This is a genomic window from Pandoraea anapnoica (genome assembly GCF_902459765.1).
GTDB classification, from domain to species: Bacteria; Pseudomonadota; Gammaproteobacteria; order Burkholderiales; family Burkholderiaceae; genus Pandoraea; species Pandoraea anapnoica.
Window position 1 is genome coordinate 19,638 of the sequence record NZ_CABPSP010000014.1, and the last position, 17,193, is coordinate 36,830.

12 protein-coding genes and 1 pseudogene are annotated in these 17,193 nt (G+C 62.6%); 9 read left to right on the plus strand and 4 right to left on the minus strand.

Going from position 1 to position 17,193, the window contains the following annotated elements; translation table 11 throughout:
- Positions 1 to 536 precede the first annotated feature (536 nt).
- The 4 genes and pseudogenes from PAN31117_RS20855 to PAN31117_RS20870 form a co-directional block, all read left to right on the plus strand.
- A pseudogene (locus PAN31117_RS20855) lies at positions 537 to 698 on the plus strand (carboxymuconolactone decarboxylase family protein); the annotation flags it as partial.
- A 185-nt stretch (positions 699 to 883) separates the two neighbouring features.
- On the plus strand, positions 884 to 2,764 hold the full coding sequence (locus PAN31117_RS20860; protein WP_150739886.1) for a methyl-accepting chemotaxis protein: 1,881 nt from the start codon (positions 884 to 886) through the stop codon (positions 2,762 to 2,764).
- A gap of 201 nt (positions 2,765 to 2,965) precedes the next feature.
- Positions 2,966 to 3,322, plus strand: a complete 357-nt coding sequence (locus tag PAN31117_RS20865) for a GFA family protein (RefSeq protein ID WP_150739887.1) — start codon at positions 2,966 to 2,968, stop codon at positions 3,320 to 3,322.
- Between the two features lie 232 nt (positions 3,323 to 3,554).
- On the plus strand, positions 3,555 to 5,150 hold the full coding sequence (locus PAN31117_RS20870) for a methyl-accepting chemotaxis protein (protein ID WP_150739888.1): 1,596 nt from the start codon (positions 3,555 to 3,557) through the stop codon (positions 5,148 to 5,150).
- A gap of 241 nt (positions 5,151 to 5,391) precedes the next feature.
- On the opposite strand, the gene scpC is transcribed toward PAN31117_RS20870, so the two are convergent.
- Positions 5,392 to 6,888, minus strand: a complete 1,497-nt coding sequence (gene scpC, locus PAN31117_RS20875; protein ID WP_150739889.1) for a succinyl-CoA:acetate CoA-transferase ScpC — start codon at positions 6,886 to 6,888, stop codon at positions 5,392 to 5,394.
- A 203-nt stretch (positions 6,889 to 7,091) separates the two neighbouring features.
- On the opposite strand from scpC, the gene PAN31117_RS20880 reads away from it, so the two are divergent.
- The gene (locus PAN31117_RS20880) at positions 7,092 to 7,994 is read left to right on the plus strand and encodes a LysR family transcriptional regulator (RefSeq protein WP_150739890.1); all 903 of its coding nucleotides are present in this window, start codon (positions 7,092 to 7,094) and stop codon (positions 7,992 to 7,994) included.
- A 1-nt stretch (position 7,995) separates the two neighbouring features.
- Here PAN31117_RS20880 and PAN31117_RS20885 read toward each other — a convergent pair whose 3' ends face one another.
- Positions 7,996 to 8,313 (minus strand): hypothetical protein, encoded by a 318-nt coding sequence (locus tag PAN31117_RS20885; RefSeq protein WP_150739891.1) that lies wholly within the window; start codon positions 8,311 to 8,313, stop codon positions 7,996 to 7,998.
- Between the two features lie 210 nt (positions 8,314 to 8,523).
- On the opposite strand from PAN31117_RS20885, the gene PAN31117_RS20890 reads away from it, so the two are divergent.
- Together PAN31117_RS20890 and PAN31117_RS20895 are read left to right on the plus strand one after the other, a co-directional pair.
- Positions 8,524 to 10,119 (plus strand): EAL domain-containing protein, encoded by a 1,596-nt coding sequence (locus tag PAN31117_RS20890; RefSeq protein ID WP_150739892.1) that lies wholly within the window; start codon positions 8,524 to 8,526, stop codon positions 10,117 to 10,119.
- Positions 10,120 to 10,296: 177 nt separating this feature from the next.
- Entirely contained in the window at positions 10,297 to 10,587 is a 291-nt protein-coding gene (locus PAN31117_RS20895; RefSeq protein ID WP_150739893.1) for a hypothetical protein, read from the plus strand.
- A gap of 132 nt (positions 10,588 to 10,719) precedes the next feature.
- Here the strand turns inward: PAN31117_RS20895 and PAN31117_RS20900 are convergent, their stop codons facing one another.
- Entirely contained in the window at positions 10,720 to 11,391 is a 672-nt protein-coding gene (locus tag PAN31117_RS20900; RefSeq protein WP_150739894.1) for a hypothetical protein, read from the minus strand.
- A gap of 578 nt (positions 11,392 to 11,969) precedes the next feature.
- Here PAN31117_RS20900 and PAN31117_RS20905 point away from each other — a divergent pair.
- Positions 11,970 to 13,337: an MFS transporter gene (locus PAN31117_RS20905; RefSeq protein ID WP_150739895.1), complete on the plus strand. Its 1,368-nt coding sequence runs from the start codon at positions 11,970 to 11,972 to the stop codon at positions 13,335 to 13,337.
- 185 nt (positions 13,338 to 13,522) lie between these two features.
- Positions 13,523 to 14,737, plus strand: a complete 1,215-nt coding sequence (locus PAN31117_RS20910) for a multidrug effflux MFS transporter (protein ID WP_150739896.1) — start codon at positions 13,523 to 13,525, stop codon at positions 14,735 to 14,737.
- A gap of 52 nt (positions 14,738 to 14,789) precedes the next feature.
- On the opposite strand, the gene PAN31117_RS20915 is transcribed toward PAN31117_RS20910, so the two are convergent.
- The gene (locus tag PAN31117_RS20915; RefSeq protein ID WP_150739897.1) at positions 14,790 to 17,159 is read right to left on the minus strand and encodes a cytochrome P450/oxidoreductase; all 2,370 of its coding nucleotides are present in this window, start codon (positions 17,157 to 17,159) and stop codon (positions 14,790 to 14,792) included.
- Between the last annotated feature and the right edge of the window lie 34 nt (positions 17,160 to 17,193).

A 17,193-nucleotide genomic window follows, 5' to 3' on the forward strand; every position in this document is an offset into this window, starting at 1 on the left:
TGGCTCCTGTAGACGATTTTGGGCCCTCTGCGCTGTGCTTCGATAGCGCTGCTCGGGTGAGCATACTTTCCAGACTAAAGCCGCTGTATGACGCAGATGTGTGCGGCATCGCTTGATGTTCCCTCTCTCGCTTATACGCTTGTTGCGCTGGGGGCTCAACGCATTTCGTGTAGGTGTTTTCGCGCCTCACCTCACCTCGCCTCACCTCACCTCGCCTCGACGGCTGGCCATCGCCTGCTGCGTTTGACAGAGCATCTTGCCGCATTCCCCGTGCTTCAGTCGCGACTTCTGCGTTGCTTCGCTCGGCGTATGTGCAGCAGCAATTCTCGCGTGATTACAGACGTATGCTCGGGCGCCTGCCCGCACGCGACGTCGAGGCAAACCCGGCGCGCGTATTGTTGCCAATAGGGCAACACTATAGTCCCCGGTCGGGGGCTTCTGATGGCGTTCATGTCGACCTACGATTGAGGTGGTGTTCGCGTATGCGTGACACCCGTCAGCCGCTGGGGGCGCGCCAACCCAATGAGGAAGTCACCATGAGCCAACGTCTGAACGCCTTTGCCCAATCCCCGGAACTCTTCAAGAAGTTCGTCGAATTCGGCATGTTGCTCAAGTCGAGCGCCATCTGCCTCGACATGCACGTCAAGGAAGCGAAGATTCGTGGCGAGGGCGAACTGCGTCTGCTTAATATCTTCGTATCCCTGACGTTTCGCTATCCGTAGGGATGGGACGAAACGAATACGCGATCTCGGGTTAACACCTAAAGTTTTCCCCGCGACTGCCGTAATTTCCGAGGTGGAACCTCCCACCTCGTGGAGCCGGTAGCCTGGGTGCCGGTCTCTTGTCTTTCGACCCTCCCTAGCCGCAGGCCTGCCTCGACAGCATGACAGTATCTTCGCTTAGAACACGCATCATTCTGATCGCGTGTGCCACCGTCATTGGTGCACTGATCCTCTCCGGCATTACCACTTACATCATCGTGCGCGATAGCATGATGTCCACCATCTCCAACACGCTCGACGCGGTCGCACGGGGCAACACGCTCGCGGTGGAACGCTGGGCGGCCGCCAAGGGACAGTCGGTCGTCGGCACTGCCGCCGCCGTCGAGAAGGGCGAGCAGGGCGTGGCGCTCACAAAACTGCTCGGCGCGACCAATGGTTTCCCGATTTCCAGCATCGGCTGGAGCGACAAGTCGTACTTCTCCAGCGGCCCGACGCCGCCCGACTACGATCCGACCGCACGCCCCTGGTACAAGGGTGCGACTGCGGCGGGCAAGCTGACCGTCGTCAAGCCGTATGCCGATATCGCCTCGGGCAAGCTGTACGTGTCGTTCGCCGCACCGATTCTGCGCGACGGGCAGACGCTCGGCGCCGTGAGCGGGGCCGTGCCGCTAGACGCCGTGCAGGACGTCGTCAAGGCCGTGCATCCCACGCCGTCGAGCCTGGCGTTCGTGGTCTCGCGTGACGGTCTCGTCATCGCACACCCCGACGAGAAGTTCATGCTCAAGCAATCGAGCGACCTTGCCTCGGCGCTCACGCCCGACGCGCTCGTCAAGATGGAGCACGCCACCGAGCCGACGGAAGTCGAACTCGTCGGTGCACCCAAGCTCGTCAAGGCGCAACCGGTGCCGGGCACCGACTGGCTCTTCGTCGTGGCGCTCGACAAGGCGGAGGCCACCGCCGGTCTCTCGCGCGTGCTGAGCGGTACGGTCATCTCGCTGATCGTGCTGACGTTGTGCGCCATCGGTATCGCGAGCTTCTTCACGTCGCAAGCGTTCCGTCGTCTGTCGCAAGTACGTGACGCTATGGATACGATCGGCTCCGGCGGCGGCGATCTGACGCGTCGTCTGGACGTCGTCGGCCACGACGAAGTCGCGCAGATCTCGAAGTCGTTCAATGCGTTCGTCGACAAGATCAGCACCGTCATGGTCGACGTGCGCTCCGGCGTTCACGGCATGACCTCGGCGACCAGCGAAATCGAAATGGGCAACCGCGATCTGTCGCAACGTACGGAGTCTTCGGCCGGTACGTTGCAGGAGACGTCGGCGGCGCTCACCGAGCTGACGGCCAGCGTCAAGCAGACGGCCGAGGCCGCCGAACATGCCACGCGTCTGGCGGGCGACGCCAGCGACGCCGCCGCGCGCGGCGGAGAAGTCGTGACCGGCGCTGTTACCACGATGAGTGAAATCGCCAAGTCGTCGGAGCGCATTACCGAGATCATCGGTGTGATCGACGGCATTGCCTTCCAGACCAACATCCTGGCGCTCAACGCCGCAGTGGAAGCGGCGCGCGCGGGGGAGCAGGGGCGCGGCTTCGCGGTCGTAGCCGGTGAGGTGCGCACACTGGCGCAACGCAGCGCCGCTGCCGCGCAGGAAATCAAAACGCTCATCGAAGCCTCGGTGCAGAACGTCAAGAGCGGCACGCAACGCGTGCAGGCGGCGGGCGATACGATGGGCGAGATCGTCGACGGTATCTCACGCGTGCGTCGCCTGATCGGCGAGATTCACTCGGCGGTGACGGAGCAGAGCACCGGGATCAGTCAGATCGACCGTAGCGTGGCCGAAATGGATCAGTCGACGCAACAGAACGCGGCGCTGGTGGAGGAATCGGCCGCGGCGTCCGCGATGCTCAGCGAGCAGGCACGTAACCTCGCTGAGACCGTGGCGCTGTTCCAGCTTCGCGAGCACAGCCGTCACGGTGTCACCGTGATGCACACGCAGCAAGGCGGGCGCGGTTCGCGCGACGAACCGGCACTCGCGGCGTAAATGCGTCAGCGAGCGCCTCTGCGCGTTCGCTGACGTCGCCTTACCGCCTCACCTTTGGCACATCGGCGCACCGTCGTCGCACGCCGCCCGCCCGCTGGAATATGTCGCACAATAGAGCGCATTCCGGCGGGCATTTCCCGAAGTTCCTCCTATCCCGAATCGCCGCCGGTAGCGTTTTCCTTTACTCGAAGGAGAGACGTCATGGCGAATCAGCAATACTCAGGCGGCTGTCATTGCGGCGATCTTCGCTTTGCCGCGAATATTGATTTGTCCAAAACAATTACGTGCAATTGTTCTATCTGCAAAAAGCGCGGATTGATTCTCGCTTTCACACCGATTGCCGAGTTTTCGCAAACGGCTGGCGAAGGAAAGGCGCGGGAATATCTTTTCAATAAGCACGTCATTCGTCACCAGTTCTGTCCGAATTGCGGCGTCGAAGCCTTCGCGTTTGGTCAAATGCCGGATGGGTCCAAAATGGCCGCAGTGAATGTGCGCTGCATCGACGACATCGATCTCGATACCGTCCACCCAATACCCTTCGATGGTGCGAGCCGATGATTCGATAGATCATTAAATATATTGCAATGAATATTTAATGATATTTTCCTGATCGGTGGTTCAACCATCAAAACCAACGAAATAAAACTCTGAAGAAAACGTTTCGATTTCCGGCGTCCGAAATATTTTGAAAGCCATAACGTGAGAATCAGGGGTTTATTGGCTCAAGTTTTCTGAATGGTCGCCCGTTATCGCATGCGATTGTTATCGTTTTGTCGCATATGGAGCGGGCATGAATTTCTTGGGTAGTCTCAAAATCGGCACACGGCTGAGCGTCGGGTTCGCCATTACGCTGATTCTCTTGTGTATCGTGGGCGGTATGGCTGTCTATCAGGCGTCGCGCATTTACGGGGGAACACGCGATCTGGCCGACAACTGGCTGCCCAGCGTGCAGACGCTCGGCACCGCGCAAGTGGCCGCCAACGCGGCGCGGCGCGCGACGCTCGCCACGCTGCTGACGACCGTCGACAGCACGCGCAAGGACGAAGAGGCCAAACGTCTGGCGTCTATCGACCTGATGAACAAGACGCTCGACAGCTACAGCAGCATGGTGGCGTCGAGCGAAGACAGTCGTGCCTACGATGCAGTGAAGGCCGCCTGGGCCGACTATCTGGCCCTGGACAATCGTGTCGCCGCGCTGGAGCAGGGCGACGACGAGGCAAAGACGCAGGCCCGCACCATCGTCATGACGGAGGCCGTCAAGCGCTTCGCGACGCTCAGCGACCGGCTGGCCGAGCACGTCGCCGTTAACCGCGCGGGTGCTGTCGGTGCGACGGACGCCGCAGCAGCCAACTATCACGCCGCTTTCATCGCCACTGCTGTGCTGATTCTGCTGGCGCTGGCCGTGGCGACATTCACAGCATGGCTCATCACGCGCTCCATCACGGGACCGATTGGCCGTTGTGTGGAGATCGCGCAGACGGTCGCGCGCGGGGATCTTAGCTCGCGTATCGAAGTGCAGGGTCAGGACGAGCTGGCGCTGCTGCTCGGTTCGCTGGGGGACATGAACACGAAGCTCGCGCAGGTCGTGAGTCAGGTACGCAACACGAGTGAGAGCATTGCCACCGGCTCGGCGCAGATTGCCGCTGGCAACACCGACCTGTCGTCACGCACGGAGCAGCAAGCGGCGTCGCTGGAAGAAACGGCGGCGAGCATGGAAGAGCTGACGACGACCGTCAAGCAGAATGCCGACAACGCGGAGCAGGGCAATGTGCTGGCGTCGAACGCTTCGCACATCGCACAACGCGGCGGGGAAGTCGTGCGTCAGGTCGTCGAGACGATGCGCGAAATTTCGGACGGTTCGGCGCGCGTGGCGGACATCACGAGCGTGATAGAAGGGATCGCGTTCCAGACCAACATCCTCGCGCTCAACGCGGCTGTGGAAGCGGCACGTGCGGGCGAGCAGGGACGCGGATTTGCGGTGGTCGCAGGCGAAGTGCGTACGTTGGCACAGCGCAGTGCGAATGCTGCGAAGGAAATCAAGGAGCTGATCGATGCGTCGACGCGTCAGGTGAGCGATGGCGCGAAGCTCGTCGCCGAGGCGGGCAACACGATGGACGAAGTGGTGCATGCCGTCAAACGCGTGACCGATCTGATGGCTGAAATCGCCGCCGCGTCGACCGAGCAACGCACGGGCATCGAGCAGGTGAATCAGGCCGTCATGCAGATGGATACCGTCACGCAGCAGAACGCAGCGCTGGTGGAAGAGGCCTCGGCGGCCGCACAGTCGATGGCGGCACAGTCGAGCGGCCTGCGCGAACTGGTGTCGATCTTCCGTATCGACGGCGCGGCCAATCAGGGGCAGGCAATCCAGCGGATTTCTGCCTGAGCCTCACTGAGGTGTGTTCCGGTGCGTCTCAGTGCAGACGTGCCCGTCACCTCGTAAAAAACGGCTCGCCCGCGCACGCCGGCGAGCCGTGAATGCCGGAGCGCTCTCACCAGCGCCCGGCCCATGAGACCGCATGCGTCTCACGTCCTTCTCGGCACCGACACGTAGGGTCGATGCCAGCCAATCGGCGTCCGGCCGCCCGCCCCCCGGCGGTGGCGTCCGGTACCGATGTCCACTTAAGTTATTTCCCCGCCAGCATCGAGCCGCGCTCGCGCAGGTTGACGTGCAGATCGAATACACGCTCCAGCGCGTGCGGCGTCTGTCCGCCATAGCGTTGGGCGTCGCGATAGTAGTCGCGCAAAACGTCGCGATAGCTCGGGTGCGCGCAATTGTCGATGATCAGATTCACGCGTTCGCGCGGGGCGAGGGTGCGCAGATCGGCCAGTCCCTGTTCCGTCACGATAATGTCGACATCGTGTTCGTTGTGATCGACGTGAGGCACCATGGGAACGATGCTCGAAATCTTGCCGTCCTTGGCAATCGACTTCGTCGCAAAGATCGCCATGCGTGCGTTACGGGCGAAATCGCCCGAGCCGCCGATACCGTTCATCATGTGCGTGCCGCCGACGTGCGTCGAATTGACGTTGCCGTAGATGTCCACTTCCAGCGCGGTATTGAGCGCGATCAGCCCCAGGCGGCGAATCACTTCCGGATGATTGCTGACCTCCTGTGGACGCAGCACGAGCTTGTCGCGATAACGTTCCAGCTGCTTGAACACCCGGTCCTGCACCGCCTGTGAGACCGTGATCGACGAGCCGGAAGCGAACACCATCTTGCCCGCGTCCATCAGATCGAACGTGGAGTCCTGAAGCACTTCCGAGTACATCGTCAAGTCTTCGAACGGCGATTCGATGAAGCCGCTGAGCACGGCGTTCGCAATGGTGCCGATGCCCGACTGAATGGCGGGCAACGTGTGCGGCAGGCGTCCACGCGAGACTTCGTGCTGGAAGAATTCGATGAGATGGCCGGCAATGCGTTGCGTGTCGGCGTCCGGCGGCAGCGCGTTCGAGGCGCTGTCGGGCGTGTCGGTAATGACGATAGCCGCGATCTTCTCCGGCGCGATCTTGACGACGTTCGTCCCCACGCGGTCGCGCACGTCGACGATCGGTAGCGGCGCGCGATGCGGACGCTGGCCTGGAATCCAGATGTCGTGCATGCCTTCGAAGGCGAGCGGCTGCGCGAGGTTGATCTCCACGATCACCTTTTCCGCGAGGATCGCGAAGCTCGCCGAATTGCCGACTGACGAACTCGGCACGAGGCCGCCGTCTTCGGTGATGGCGACCGCTTCGATCACCGCGACGTCCAGCTTGCCGAACTGACCGGTGCGCAGGAATTCGACCGTCTCGGAGAGATGCTGGTCGACGAACATCACTTCGCCGCGGTTGATCGCGCTGCGCAACGTCGTGTCGACCTGAAACGGCAGCCGCTTGGCGAGCACGCCAGCTTCCGTGAGCGTCTTGTCGGAGTCATGCCCCAGCGACGCCCCGGTGATCAGCGTGATCTTCATCGGGTTGGCTTTAGCCCGGCGGGCCAGCGCAATCGGCATGTCCTTGGCGTCGCCGGCGCGGGTGAATCCGCTCATACCGACCACCATGCCGTCGCCTACGAGCTTGGCAGCATCGTCGGCAGTCATCACCCGGTCGCGCAGCGACGCCAGGCGAATGCGGTCTTCAAACATCGTGAGGCTCCTCGTCTCTTCTCGTCTCTTATTCGAATCTCTTGGATTCTTGGCGCGCCCGCGATGGATATGCCGGTCTGCGCTTGACTCGAAGTGTATTGACCCATTGGTCACATTTCCAATATATTGAACATCAAGTTTCCATACTTTTAATGTATTGGCGATGCAAAGCCATATGGCATCGGGCTGACGGAGGAGCGGTCATGGAATTGCGGCATCTGCAATATTTCATTGCAGTCGCGCAGGAGCGTCATTTCACGCGCGCGGCAGCGCGGGTGGGCATCCAGCAACCTCCGCTGAGTTTGCAGATCAGGCAATTGGAGGCAGAGCTGGGCGGGCCGTTGTTCGTGCGGCTGCCGCGCGACGTTGTGCTGACGGAGTTGGGCGAGGCGTTCTTGCCGGAGGCGCGGCAGATTCTCGAGCGCGTAGAGCGCACGCGGCGGCGCATGCAGCAGATCTCACGGGGCGAAGCCGGGCACATTCGCATCGGTTTTGCCGGTGCGACGTATTTCGAGCCTCGGATTCCGGCGTGGATTCGGGACTTCCGCGCGCGCTATCCCGACGTGCAGTTGCATCCGCAGCAGAGCAATACGGCCAGCTTGCTTACGGCGCTGGTGGACGATGCGGTCGACGCCGCGTTCGTGCGCACGCCGTTCGACGTGCCGCCCGGCATCGTCAGCGTGCCGGTCGTGGACGAGCCGATGGTACTGGTGCTGCCCCTAGGTCATCCGATGTGCGCGCGCGAGCGCGTGCCGCTCGCCGCACTCGCGCAGGACGAATTCATTCTGTTGCCGCGCGATATCAGCCCGGCGCTGTACGACCGCACGGTGGCAGCGTGCGAAGCGGCAGGCTTCCGACCGAAGCTGGGACAGGAGGCGCCACAGATCACATCCATCGTGCCGATGGTCGCGGCGGGCTTCGGGGTGTCGCTCGTACCGGCGTCGGTGAGCCAGATTCGTACGCCCGGCATGGGCTTCTGGCCCATCGATGCCGCGGGTGGCGATGTGCCGCTAGCGCCGATCAGTCTTGCCTATCGCGAAGATCATGGCTCGGCGGCACTCGATCGCTTCATTGCGATGATGCCGGTGGCGGACGCCGCCGAATGACTCAGTGATAGCCGCGTTGCCCGGGGCTCGGCAGAGCGTCGTCGCTGGTGGATTCCCAGCCGTTCGCGCGCAGTCTGTTGGTGAGCAACGGATGAATCATCACGGCGTAGAGCAGGCAGGTAGCGGGCAACGAAATCGCCAGTAGCGATTCATTCCAGAGCAGGGCAGGGCCGATGGCGAGCGCCGTCCAGAGCAGTGCGTGCCACGTGAAGCCGTACGCCAGCAGGTACAGCGGGCCGAGGAAGAAGGCCGCGATGCAGGACAGGTACGAAATCTCGATGACGTCGCCGTTCGCGGGATGGCGAAATTTGAGTGTCATGGCGAGTTCGCTGTCGGTGGGAAGAAGTCGCCAAGTTACCCCAGCGTCGACCCAAAATCGTCCCACTTATGCGTGGAACTGTGAGCCAGCGACCAGGCCCGTTGCGGCCACGTCCGGCGGGGCATTGAGTGGCAATCCGATGCGTCTGGGCGGCGGTAGGCTACACTGCTTTCACGCCCCGACAAGGGGCGCCACCGTGGACGCCTCGCCATGCAAATGCTCAGAAGGTTGACCCGCTGGTTGCCGGTGCTCATCGGCGCAATGGCGGGCATGCTGGTCATGCTGCTGATGGGACAGATCGCGCAGACGCGTATCGACGATTTTCGCCTGCGCGCCTATGTGCAGGACATCATGGGCTTCATGAGCGATGCGTCGGTGTCGAGCCGCAACGCATTGCATGACGCGATGTACAGCGGCGCGGTGCCTTGTAACGACGCGGACATTCTGGCGCTGCGTCGCGTCGCCATGCGCAGTCCCTATTTCCACGACATCGCCCGGGTCCACGATTCGCAACTGCTGTGCTCAGCCGTCGCGGGACGCTTGGACCCCGCGCCAGCACTGCCGCCTGCCGACCATGAAACGCGCAACGGTGTGAAGCTCTGGCATACGCTCACGGGCATCGTCACGCCGGGTGTCCAGGTCAATGCGATGGGCATGGGCGACGTGGTCGTCTTCAGCCCGCCGGTATTGCCGGAGCGGCTGGCGACGCCGGAGCCGGGCTTCGCGTCGGTCGCCTCGACGAGCGATATGCGTTTCGTCTTCTGGCGCGCGGGCCTCGCCGAGGACCAGTTGCGCATCACGCTGGGCGAGACGTCGCGCTGGCTCGACATCGGGCCGCTGCGCCAGTTCGCATTGTGTTCGAACAGCGTGGATGTGTGCGCGTCGGCAGTTTATACGTCGTCGCGCATCGTGACCAACCCGTGGGGATTGCTGCTGACGCTTGCCATTGGCGCGGTGGCCGGTGGAGCGCTGGGGCAGTCGTGGCGTCTGCGCCAGCGTTATCGCACGTCGATCGACTGGGTGACGCAGCAGGCCGCCGAGTCGGGCGGCATTCACCTCGTCTATCAGCCGCTGGTCAGGCTGCGCGACGGGAAGACGGTCGGTGTGGAAGCGCTCGCACGTCTGAACGACAGCGCAGGCAACCCGATTTCGCCGGACATGTTCATTCCGATTGCCGAGCGGCGTGGCGTGATCGGGCTGATTACGCGTCAGGTCGCACGTCAGGCACTGATCGAAATGCATGGGCGTGCATTAGCCGACCCCGAATTCCACATCAGCATCAATCTCGCGGCCGTGGACGTCGTTGATCGCACCTTCCACACGTTTCTGAACCACATGGCCGCGTCGCTGCGGGTGCCGCGCGCGCAGATTGCGCTGGAGGTGACGGAGCGCTCGACCGACAATATGACGCGTCTTCGGGAAGCGCTCGACCGACTGCGGGTCGACGGCTATCAGATTCATATCGACGATTTCGGCACCGGTTTTTCGAATCTGGCGTACTTGTCGACACTCAATGTCGATGCGTTGAAGATCGATCGCATGTTCACGCAGGCCATCGGGACGGATACGGTGGGCAGCGCCATCGTCGACCAGATCTGCAAGATGGCGGCGCTGCTGAACGTCGAGGTCATCGTGGAAGGATTGGAAAGGCAAGCGCAGGCGGACTACATGCTGGCGATTTGCCCCGATGCGATCGGCCAGGGGTGGCTGTTCGGCAAGGCGGTACCGGCTGATGAACTTGAGGATTCCGGTCGGCGTATCAGGCAAATTACGGAGAATAACGACAGCGATTCGGGACTACAGTGAAATCACCGTGGTCCTGATGTGCCCCCGACCTCCACGGACTGTCCGGCTCGCCGCCCTGGCGAGCCGCTTTTTTTTTCGAACGCCGGTCGGAATTGATGAACATGTTACGATTCCTCAAAAAACAGCATCGGCTGGCAGGCCGGCAGACCTTTAGCTGTCGCTTGAGAGAGGGGACATATGACAGATTCGTTCAAATTCCAGTGGCACTACGTCAGCAATACGGCGCCTGGACGTCCGTTCGAACTGATGGGTGCAATCACACCGCGTGCCGACAAACGCTTTGACGGCGCAGTCGACGCGTATTGCGAAGGCGATTACATCGGCCGTTGCGAGTTTTCGAGCATCGATGCGAATTGCGTGTCCGATGCCGTCGCACAGATTCGAAAACGTATCGAATGCCGCATCGAGGATCGCGTCGCGAGAGAGAACGAGGCGGCGCATCACACGTCGCACAATACGACGCATTAAGCGCAACGTCCTGCGCGACAATCGCTACGACACGCAAGCCGCTCGGCTTGCGTCGCTTATCCGCCACTCGTAAATGACGCGCATCCCCTGCGCGCTTCAAACGCTCGCGTTACCTGAGCGGCCTACGGCCGTTCAGCGCCAGCGATGGCAACAGCGGCCACCCCAGCCGCCCCAGCCACGTCCCCATGAGAACGAAAGCGACACATTGCTGAGCCAAGGCGATGGGGCGTATGCCGGGTAGACCGGTGCGTACGCAGGGTAGGCCGCATAAGCCGGGTAAGCGGGATAGGCGGGATAGGCGGCGTACGGCACGAAGCCCGGATCGGGCGAATACGACGAGTAGGAGGAATACGTCGAGTAAGCGGCGTAAGTGGCGTTACCCTGCGGCGGTTGCGAGGTCTGCGGCGGCACGTAGTCGGGTGGCACGGGCGAACCGTTCGGGTAGTTCGGGTAGCCGCCAGGACGTGCCGATTGCCCCGATGGCGCGGGCGGTCGATAGTCCGGCGGGATCGGCGAGTTGTTGCTCGGCTGGAAGTCGCGCGGCACAGGTGAGCCGTTCGGATACACGGGCGCAGGCGCGGGCGCGGGGCGTACCGGCGTCGACGCAACGGTCGGTGTCGGTACGGGCGCCGTGGCGACGTCGCCACTCAGGACGGTGCCCGGTGCAGCGCGCAAGGCTTGCGGTGCGGTGGGTGTTGGGGAAAGCGTCAGCGCGCCGCCCGGGTACTGCACGACGTAACAGCCGGCAAGCGAGCCGACCAGCGGCACGACACAAAGCAGGGTGGCGAGCGGTGCGATTTTCATGGCGTCGAGTGTAGCGCAGGAAAGCGCGTCGGCTACGTCGCAGCCCGCCCGCATGCATTACGTTCCGTTAGCGCCCCTGCGTTCTCGCTGGACGCGCCGAAGACGCTACGAATGCGACAGGCAAAAAAAACGGCCAGCGCGTTGCTGGCCGTGAAATCCACCAGGAGGAGGTGGAGGAGACAGGTGCAACTATATCAGGGAAATCCCTAGACGGGTAAACCTTTGTCAAAAAAATCTGTAGAAAAACCACATCTGCGACAATTCGTCGCTTTTTTGCTCGCGAATCGCCCAATTCCCCGTCCCATATAGCCATTCGGTGCATCGCCGGGGCGCCCTCCCATCGTTCGGATGGAGAAAAACCACAAAGATAACCACCGTTTGCCAAGGCAACGGATATTTCTCGCGCTTTTGACCGGCATCCGAGGCGCATCCAGCGGGACTCGCAACCCCCGGAAATCTAAGTGTTTACACCGAGCATTGATTTACGTTCGGCGATATAAACTTCCGCAAAGCGTAATTCCCCCGGCGACTCGACCGGGACGCAAAACCACGAAGTTGCGAGAACGTTTGGAGACAGGATGAAAGCAGCAGAAGTGAATGTAGGCGCGCTGATCGACGAGAGTCGGCTGGGCGGCTATCAGTGGTGGGTGATCGCGCTGTGCGCGATGTGTCTGGTCGTGGACGGTTTCGACGTTCAGGCCATGGGTTATGTCGCACCGGTGGTCATTCGCGAGTGGGGCATTGCCAAGGAAACGCTCTCGCCGGTCTTCGGCGCAGGGTTGTTCGGCATGCTGGTCGGCTCGCTGACGTTCTCGGCGCTGGCCGACAAGCTGGGCCGCCGTCCGGTGCTGATCGGCGCGACGCTGTTCTTCTCCGTGTGCATGATCGTCACCGGCTTCGCCAATTCGATCACCGAGCTGATCGTCTGGCGATTCGCCGCCGGGCTGGGGTTGGGTTGCATCATGCCGAACGCTATGGCGCTGGCAGGTGAGTACAGCCCGCGTCGTATCCGCGTCTCGCTCATGATGATCGTGTCGTGCGGCTTTACGCTGGGCGGCGTGGTCGGGGGGCTGATTACGGCCGCCATCATTCCTGACCTGGGCTGGCGCGCTGTGTTCTACATCGGTGGGGCCATCCCGTTGGTGCTGGGCCTGCTGATGTGGGTTTCGCTGCCCGAATCGATCCAGTTCCTGATGTTCAAGAAGGGCACGAAGCCTGGCGATAACGCACGTATTCGCAAGCAGTTGCTGCGTGTCGCGCCGGGCGCAAACGTGCCTGCCGACGCCCGTTTCGTCCTCGACGAGCAAAAAGCGAAGGGTGTGCCGTTCATCGAACTGTTCAAGGACGGTCGCGCACGCGTGACGATTCTGCTGTGGGTCATCAACTTCGCCAACCTGCTCGACATGTACTTCCTGTCGAACTGGCTGCCGACCGTGATCCGCGACGCCGGATATTCGACGCAAGTCGCCGTAATGGCAGGCACCGCCTTGTGGGCGGGCGGCGTGATCGGTACGCTGCTGCTCGGTCGTGTGATCGACCGCGTGGGCTTCACGAGCGTGCTGGCGGTGACGTTCCTGATCGCGATTGCGGCCACGGCGGCCATCGGCAATCCGGTAGTGATGGTGTCGATGGTGGCGGTGTTCGTGGCGATCTTCTTCGCAGGTTTCTCGATCATCGGCGGCCAGCCGGCGCTTAATGCACTGGCCGCGACCTACTATCCGACGTCGTTACGCTCGACGGGCATCGGCTGGAGCCTGGGCATCGGCCGTATCGGCTCAGTGCTGGGACCGGTGCTGGGCGGCGCGCTGATGCACCTGCAATGGTCGTCGTCGTCGCTGTTCCTCGCGGCGGCGGTACCGGCATGCGTCTCCCTGATCGGCGTGCTGGCGATTGCCCGCACCCAGCGCGGCGACGGTGGCAATCTGCGCACCGCTACGGCGAGTTGATCGGCGTAGTGCAACGCGCCATGGCGGACACATGCACGCGGCAGCGACATAAGCAGCGGTTAAGTGTCCGATAACCATCGAGTATGAAAGTGCGACGCCCGCCAGCGTTATCATGGCGGGCGTCGTCGTTTTTGCGACGTCTCCTGCGATGCGTCAGGCGTCGCACCGCATAATCAAAACGATAAATGACCTCGACGTCCGAACTCTCTCCTGCCTTGCCATCCGAGCGCGTGCTGTTGGGCATTCTCGGCCTGTTCATGATGATCGCGCCTGCGTCGACGGATATGTATCTGCCGGGACTGCCGACGATGCGTCACGAGCTGGGGGCGAGCGCTGCGGCCACCCAACTGACCCTCTCGTATTTCTTCCTCGGCTTCGCGTTCGGACAGTTGGTCTGGGGGCCGCTCGCGGATCGCTTCGGGCGTCGCAAGCCGATGGCGGCGGGTATCGCGTTATACATCTTTGGCAGCATCGGCTGTGCGTTCGCCGACAGCATCGATCACATGATGATGTGGCGTTTCGTGCAGGCGCTCGGCGGTTGTGCGATGCCCGTGATTGCGCAGGCCATCGTGCGCGACGTGTACGGGCCACGTAACAGCGCGCGCGCCTTCTCGATCATGTTGCTGGTGATGAGCGTAGCGCCCATCGTCGCGCCGCTGGTGGGCGGACAGATGCTGCGCTTCACAACGTGGCGCGTGATCTTTGGCATTCTCGCGGTGTTTGGCGTGGGCGCGTTGATGGCGCTGTGGCGTCTGCCGGAGACGGGCAACATGAATGGCCGTCAGGCGGGCGGTCCGCGCGCCATCGCCATGTCGTACTGGCACTTGCTGCGCGACGCGCATTTCGTCGGCTACATGGTGGCGGGGGGCGCCGTCTTCGGGGCGTCGTTCACTTACATCACCGGCACGCCGCTCGTGTACATGGAGTACTTCCACGTCTCGCCGCAGTTCTTCGGTGTGTTGTTCGGCATCAATATCGTCGGCATGGCCGCGATGACGATGTTCAATTCACGACGGGTGGGACAGATGGGTTCGTACCGGCTGATGCGCATCGGCATCATCGGGTGTGCGATCGTGACGTCGGTGCTATGCGCCACGGTGTGGATGGGCTTGGTACTGCTGCCGCTGATGGTGGCGATGCTGTTCCTGTTCATGTCGCTGCGCGGCATCATCACGGCGAATTCTGTGGCGGGCGCGCTCGCGAATCACCCGACGCGCGCAGGAGCAGCGGCGGCGCTCGTCGGCAGCGTGCAGTACGGCTTCGGCTTCGCGGCAGGCGGCTTGCTCGGCCTGCTGGGCGACGGTTCGCCTCGCCCGCTCGTGACCGTGATGTGCGGCTTCGCCATTCTGGCGCTCGTCTCGCTGCTGACGATGTTGCGCAAGCCACAGAGCGCGCATTAACAAGCAGGGGGCCGCAGCCCCCTTTTCATTGCCCTCCAACCTTCGCGTCGTCTTACAGCGCCAGCACCAGCTTCTTGCCGCAGGCACGCGAGCAGCAGGACATCATCTTCGTATTGGCATCGCGTTCCGTGCGGGTGAGCACTACGTCGCGGTGATCCACGTCGCCCTCCAGCACCTGCACTTCGCACGAGCCGCACAGTCCTTCCTCGCAGTCGCTCTGCACGTCGATGTTCGCCGCACGCAATGCGGTGAGCAGGGTCTGATCGGCGGGCACCATCACCGTAATGCCGGAATCCTTCAGCGTGACCTCGAACGCATGTTCCTTCTCGGGGTCGAGCGTGCCCAGTTGCGACTGGAAGTGTTCGACGCGCAGTGTGTCGTCCGGCCAGTGCGCGCAGCATTGCGCCAGACCGTCGAGCATGCGCACCGGACCGCAAGCATAAACCTGCGTGCCGTCCTGCGGCGTCGCCAGTAGCGCTGCGTAGTCCGCGCGTTGCCCTTCGTCCTTCACCCACAGATGCAGACGGTCGCCATGCAGCGCTTGCAACTCCTCGACGAGCGCCATTGTGCGACGGCTACGGCCACTGTAGTGAATCTCGTAGTCGATGCCCAGCACCTTGGCGCGGCGTGCCATTGCGGCAATCGGGGTGACGCCGATACCCCCTGCAACGAAGATGGCGCGGGGTGTCGTTTCGTCCAGACGGAAGTGATTGCGCGGGCCACGAATACGCAGACGGTCGCCGACCGAGACCTGTGTGTGAACCCAGTTCGAACCGCCACGGCCTTCCGGCTCGTGCAGCACAGCGATTTCCAGTGCGCCGGCGTCCGTCGGGTCGCCGCACAACGAATACTGACGCGACAACCCCGTCTCGCCGCATTCGATATCGATGTGCGAGCCCGGTGCCCAGCGCGGCAGGGTGCGGCCGTCCGGCGCGACCAGACGCAGCTTGACGATGCCCTCGGCGACCGGCGTAACCGACTCGACCACAACAGGGCGCGTCACACTATGGCCCGACGGCTCGCCGATGCGCACCGGCGCATGACGCTCCAGTACGGCCGGATCGCGACGCTCCGGATTCTGCGCCGGATCCCATTCCACAAAGACATGCTCCGGACCGCGGAACGACGTGTTCGGCACGTACGTGAATTTCTGCTCGGCCAGCTTCATATGTGGCAGGCGGCGCGTGAACTCTTCCAGGAAGATCTGCATCTCCATGCGGGCGAGGTTCTTGCCCATGCACTGATGCGAGCCGTAGCCGAACGTCAACTGATCGCTGGCGTTTTCACGGCGGATGTCGAACAGGTCGGCGTCGGCGAAATGCGCTTCGTCATGGTTGGCGGACGACGTCACGATCAGCAGCTTCGAACCGGCGGCAATCTCGATGCCGCCGATGTTGACGTCCTTCGTCGCGAGACGACGCCATGCCGCCACGGAACCGTTGTGACGCAGGCACTCTTCCACCGCGTTCGGAATCAGCGACGGATCTTCACAAATTTCGCGCCAGACGTCCGGATGCGAGAGCAGCAGCTTCATCGCGTTGGCCGTGGCGTTCGCCGTCGTTTCGTGCGCGGCCACGATGCCCGCCATCATCATCGAATGCAGATAGGAGTCGGTCACGACTTCCGGGTGATCTTTCTGCTTGCGAATGCCGTATTGCATCCAGCCCGGGCCGTCCGGGTTCTGACGCATCTTGTCGAGAATCTTGCCCGCGAGTTTCCAGAAATTGCCCACGGCATGCGCCACGGCGACCTGCTCTTCGGGCTTCGGACGTCCCCACGTGTTGACCGTGTGCGCAATCGAATACTCGCGCAGCTTGTCCATGTCTTCCTCGGGCACGCCGAGGAAGTGCAGCGCGACCGTCAGCGGCACTTCCCACAACATCTGGTCGACGAGATCGGCACGGCCGTCGTTCACGAAGCGGTCGACGTATTCGCGCGCGAGCTGACGTACCAGCGGCTCGTGATGCTTCAGATGCTCAGGCGTGAACGGCTCCATGAGCACGCGGCGGCGCGGCATGTGCGCGGGTTCGTCTTCGTTCACCAGCGTGCGGTTCAGCGCAAAGCCGTAGGAGGCGAGCACATCGTTGGCTTCCGGGCCGGTCGGTGTGATCTTTTCCAGCGCAATCGACGGGCTGAACGTGATGTTGTCGCGGAAGATCGCCTTGATGTCGTCGTAACGGGTCACGACCCAGTAGCCGAGCTTCGGACTGTAGAACACCGGTTCCTGCTCGCGCGCCCAGCGTACGTATTCGGGCGGATCTTGCTGATAGCCATCTTCGAACGGATCGAAGTCGGCCGCGCGGGCGCTGACCGGGCAGCCGTTCGGGGCCTTGGCAGTCGACGGGGCCGACGTTTGATGAAACGGGCAGCCGCCGGCGCTGGCCGCCGTGGCGTTGGAAGTGGGGGAAAGTGTCTGGCTCATCCGCTCGCTCTCTGAGGCGTTTAGTCCGGTGCGA

What these genes read in the sequence shown, in the direction of transcription:
- PAN31117_RS20860 (WP_150739886.1), top strand. Translation starts at nt 884, where the DNA reads ATGACAGTATCTTCGCTTAGAACACGCATCATTCTGATCGCGTGTGCC.
- PAN31117_RS20865 (WP_150739887.1), top strand. Translation starts at nt 2,966, where the DNA reads ATGGCGAATCAGCAATACTCAGGCGGCTGTCATTGCGGCGATCTTCGC.
- PAN31117_RS20870 (WP_150739888.1), top strand. Translation starts at nt 3,555, where the DNA reads ATGAATTTCTTGGGTAGTCTCAAAATCGGCACACGGCTGAGCGTCGGG.
- scpC (WP_150739889.1), bottom strand. Translation starts at nt 6,888, where the DNA reads ATGTTTGAAGACCGCATTCGCCTGGCGTCGCTGCGCGACCGGGTGATG.
- PAN31117_RS20880 (WP_150739890.1), top strand. Translation starts at nt 7,092, where the DNA reads ATGGAATTGCGGCATCTGCAATATTTCATTGCAGTCGCGCAGGAGCGT.
- PAN31117_RS20885 (WP_150739891.1), bottom strand. Translation starts at nt 8,313, where the DNA reads ATGACACTCAAATTTCGCCATCCCGCGAACGGCGACGTCATCGAGATT.
- PAN31117_RS20890 (WP_150739892.1), top strand. Translation starts at nt 8,524, where the DNA reads ATGCAAATGCTCAGAAGGTTGACCCGCTGGTTGCCGGTGCTCATCGGC.
- PAN31117_RS20895 (WP_150739893.1), top strand. Translation starts at nt 10,297, where the DNA reads ATGACAGATTCGTTCAAATTCCAGTGGCACTACGTCAGCAATACGGCG.
- PAN31117_RS20900 (WP_150739894.1), bottom strand. Translation starts at nt 11,391, where the DNA reads ATGAAAATCGCACCGCTCGCCACCCTGCTTTGTGTCGTGCCGCTGGTC.
- PAN31117_RS20905 (WP_150739895.1), top strand. Translation starts at nt 11,970, where the DNA reads ATGAAAGCAGCAGAAGTGAATGTAGGCGCGCTGATCGACGAGAGTCGG.
- PAN31117_RS20910 (WP_150739896.1), top strand. Translation starts at nt 13,523, where the DNA reads ATGACCTCGACGTCCGAACTCTCTCCTGCCTTGCCATCCGAGCGCGTG.
- PAN31117_RS20915 (WP_150739897.1), bottom strand. Translation starts at nt 17,159, where the DNA reads ATGAGCCAGACACTTTCCCCCACTTCCAACGCCACGGCGGCCAGCGCC.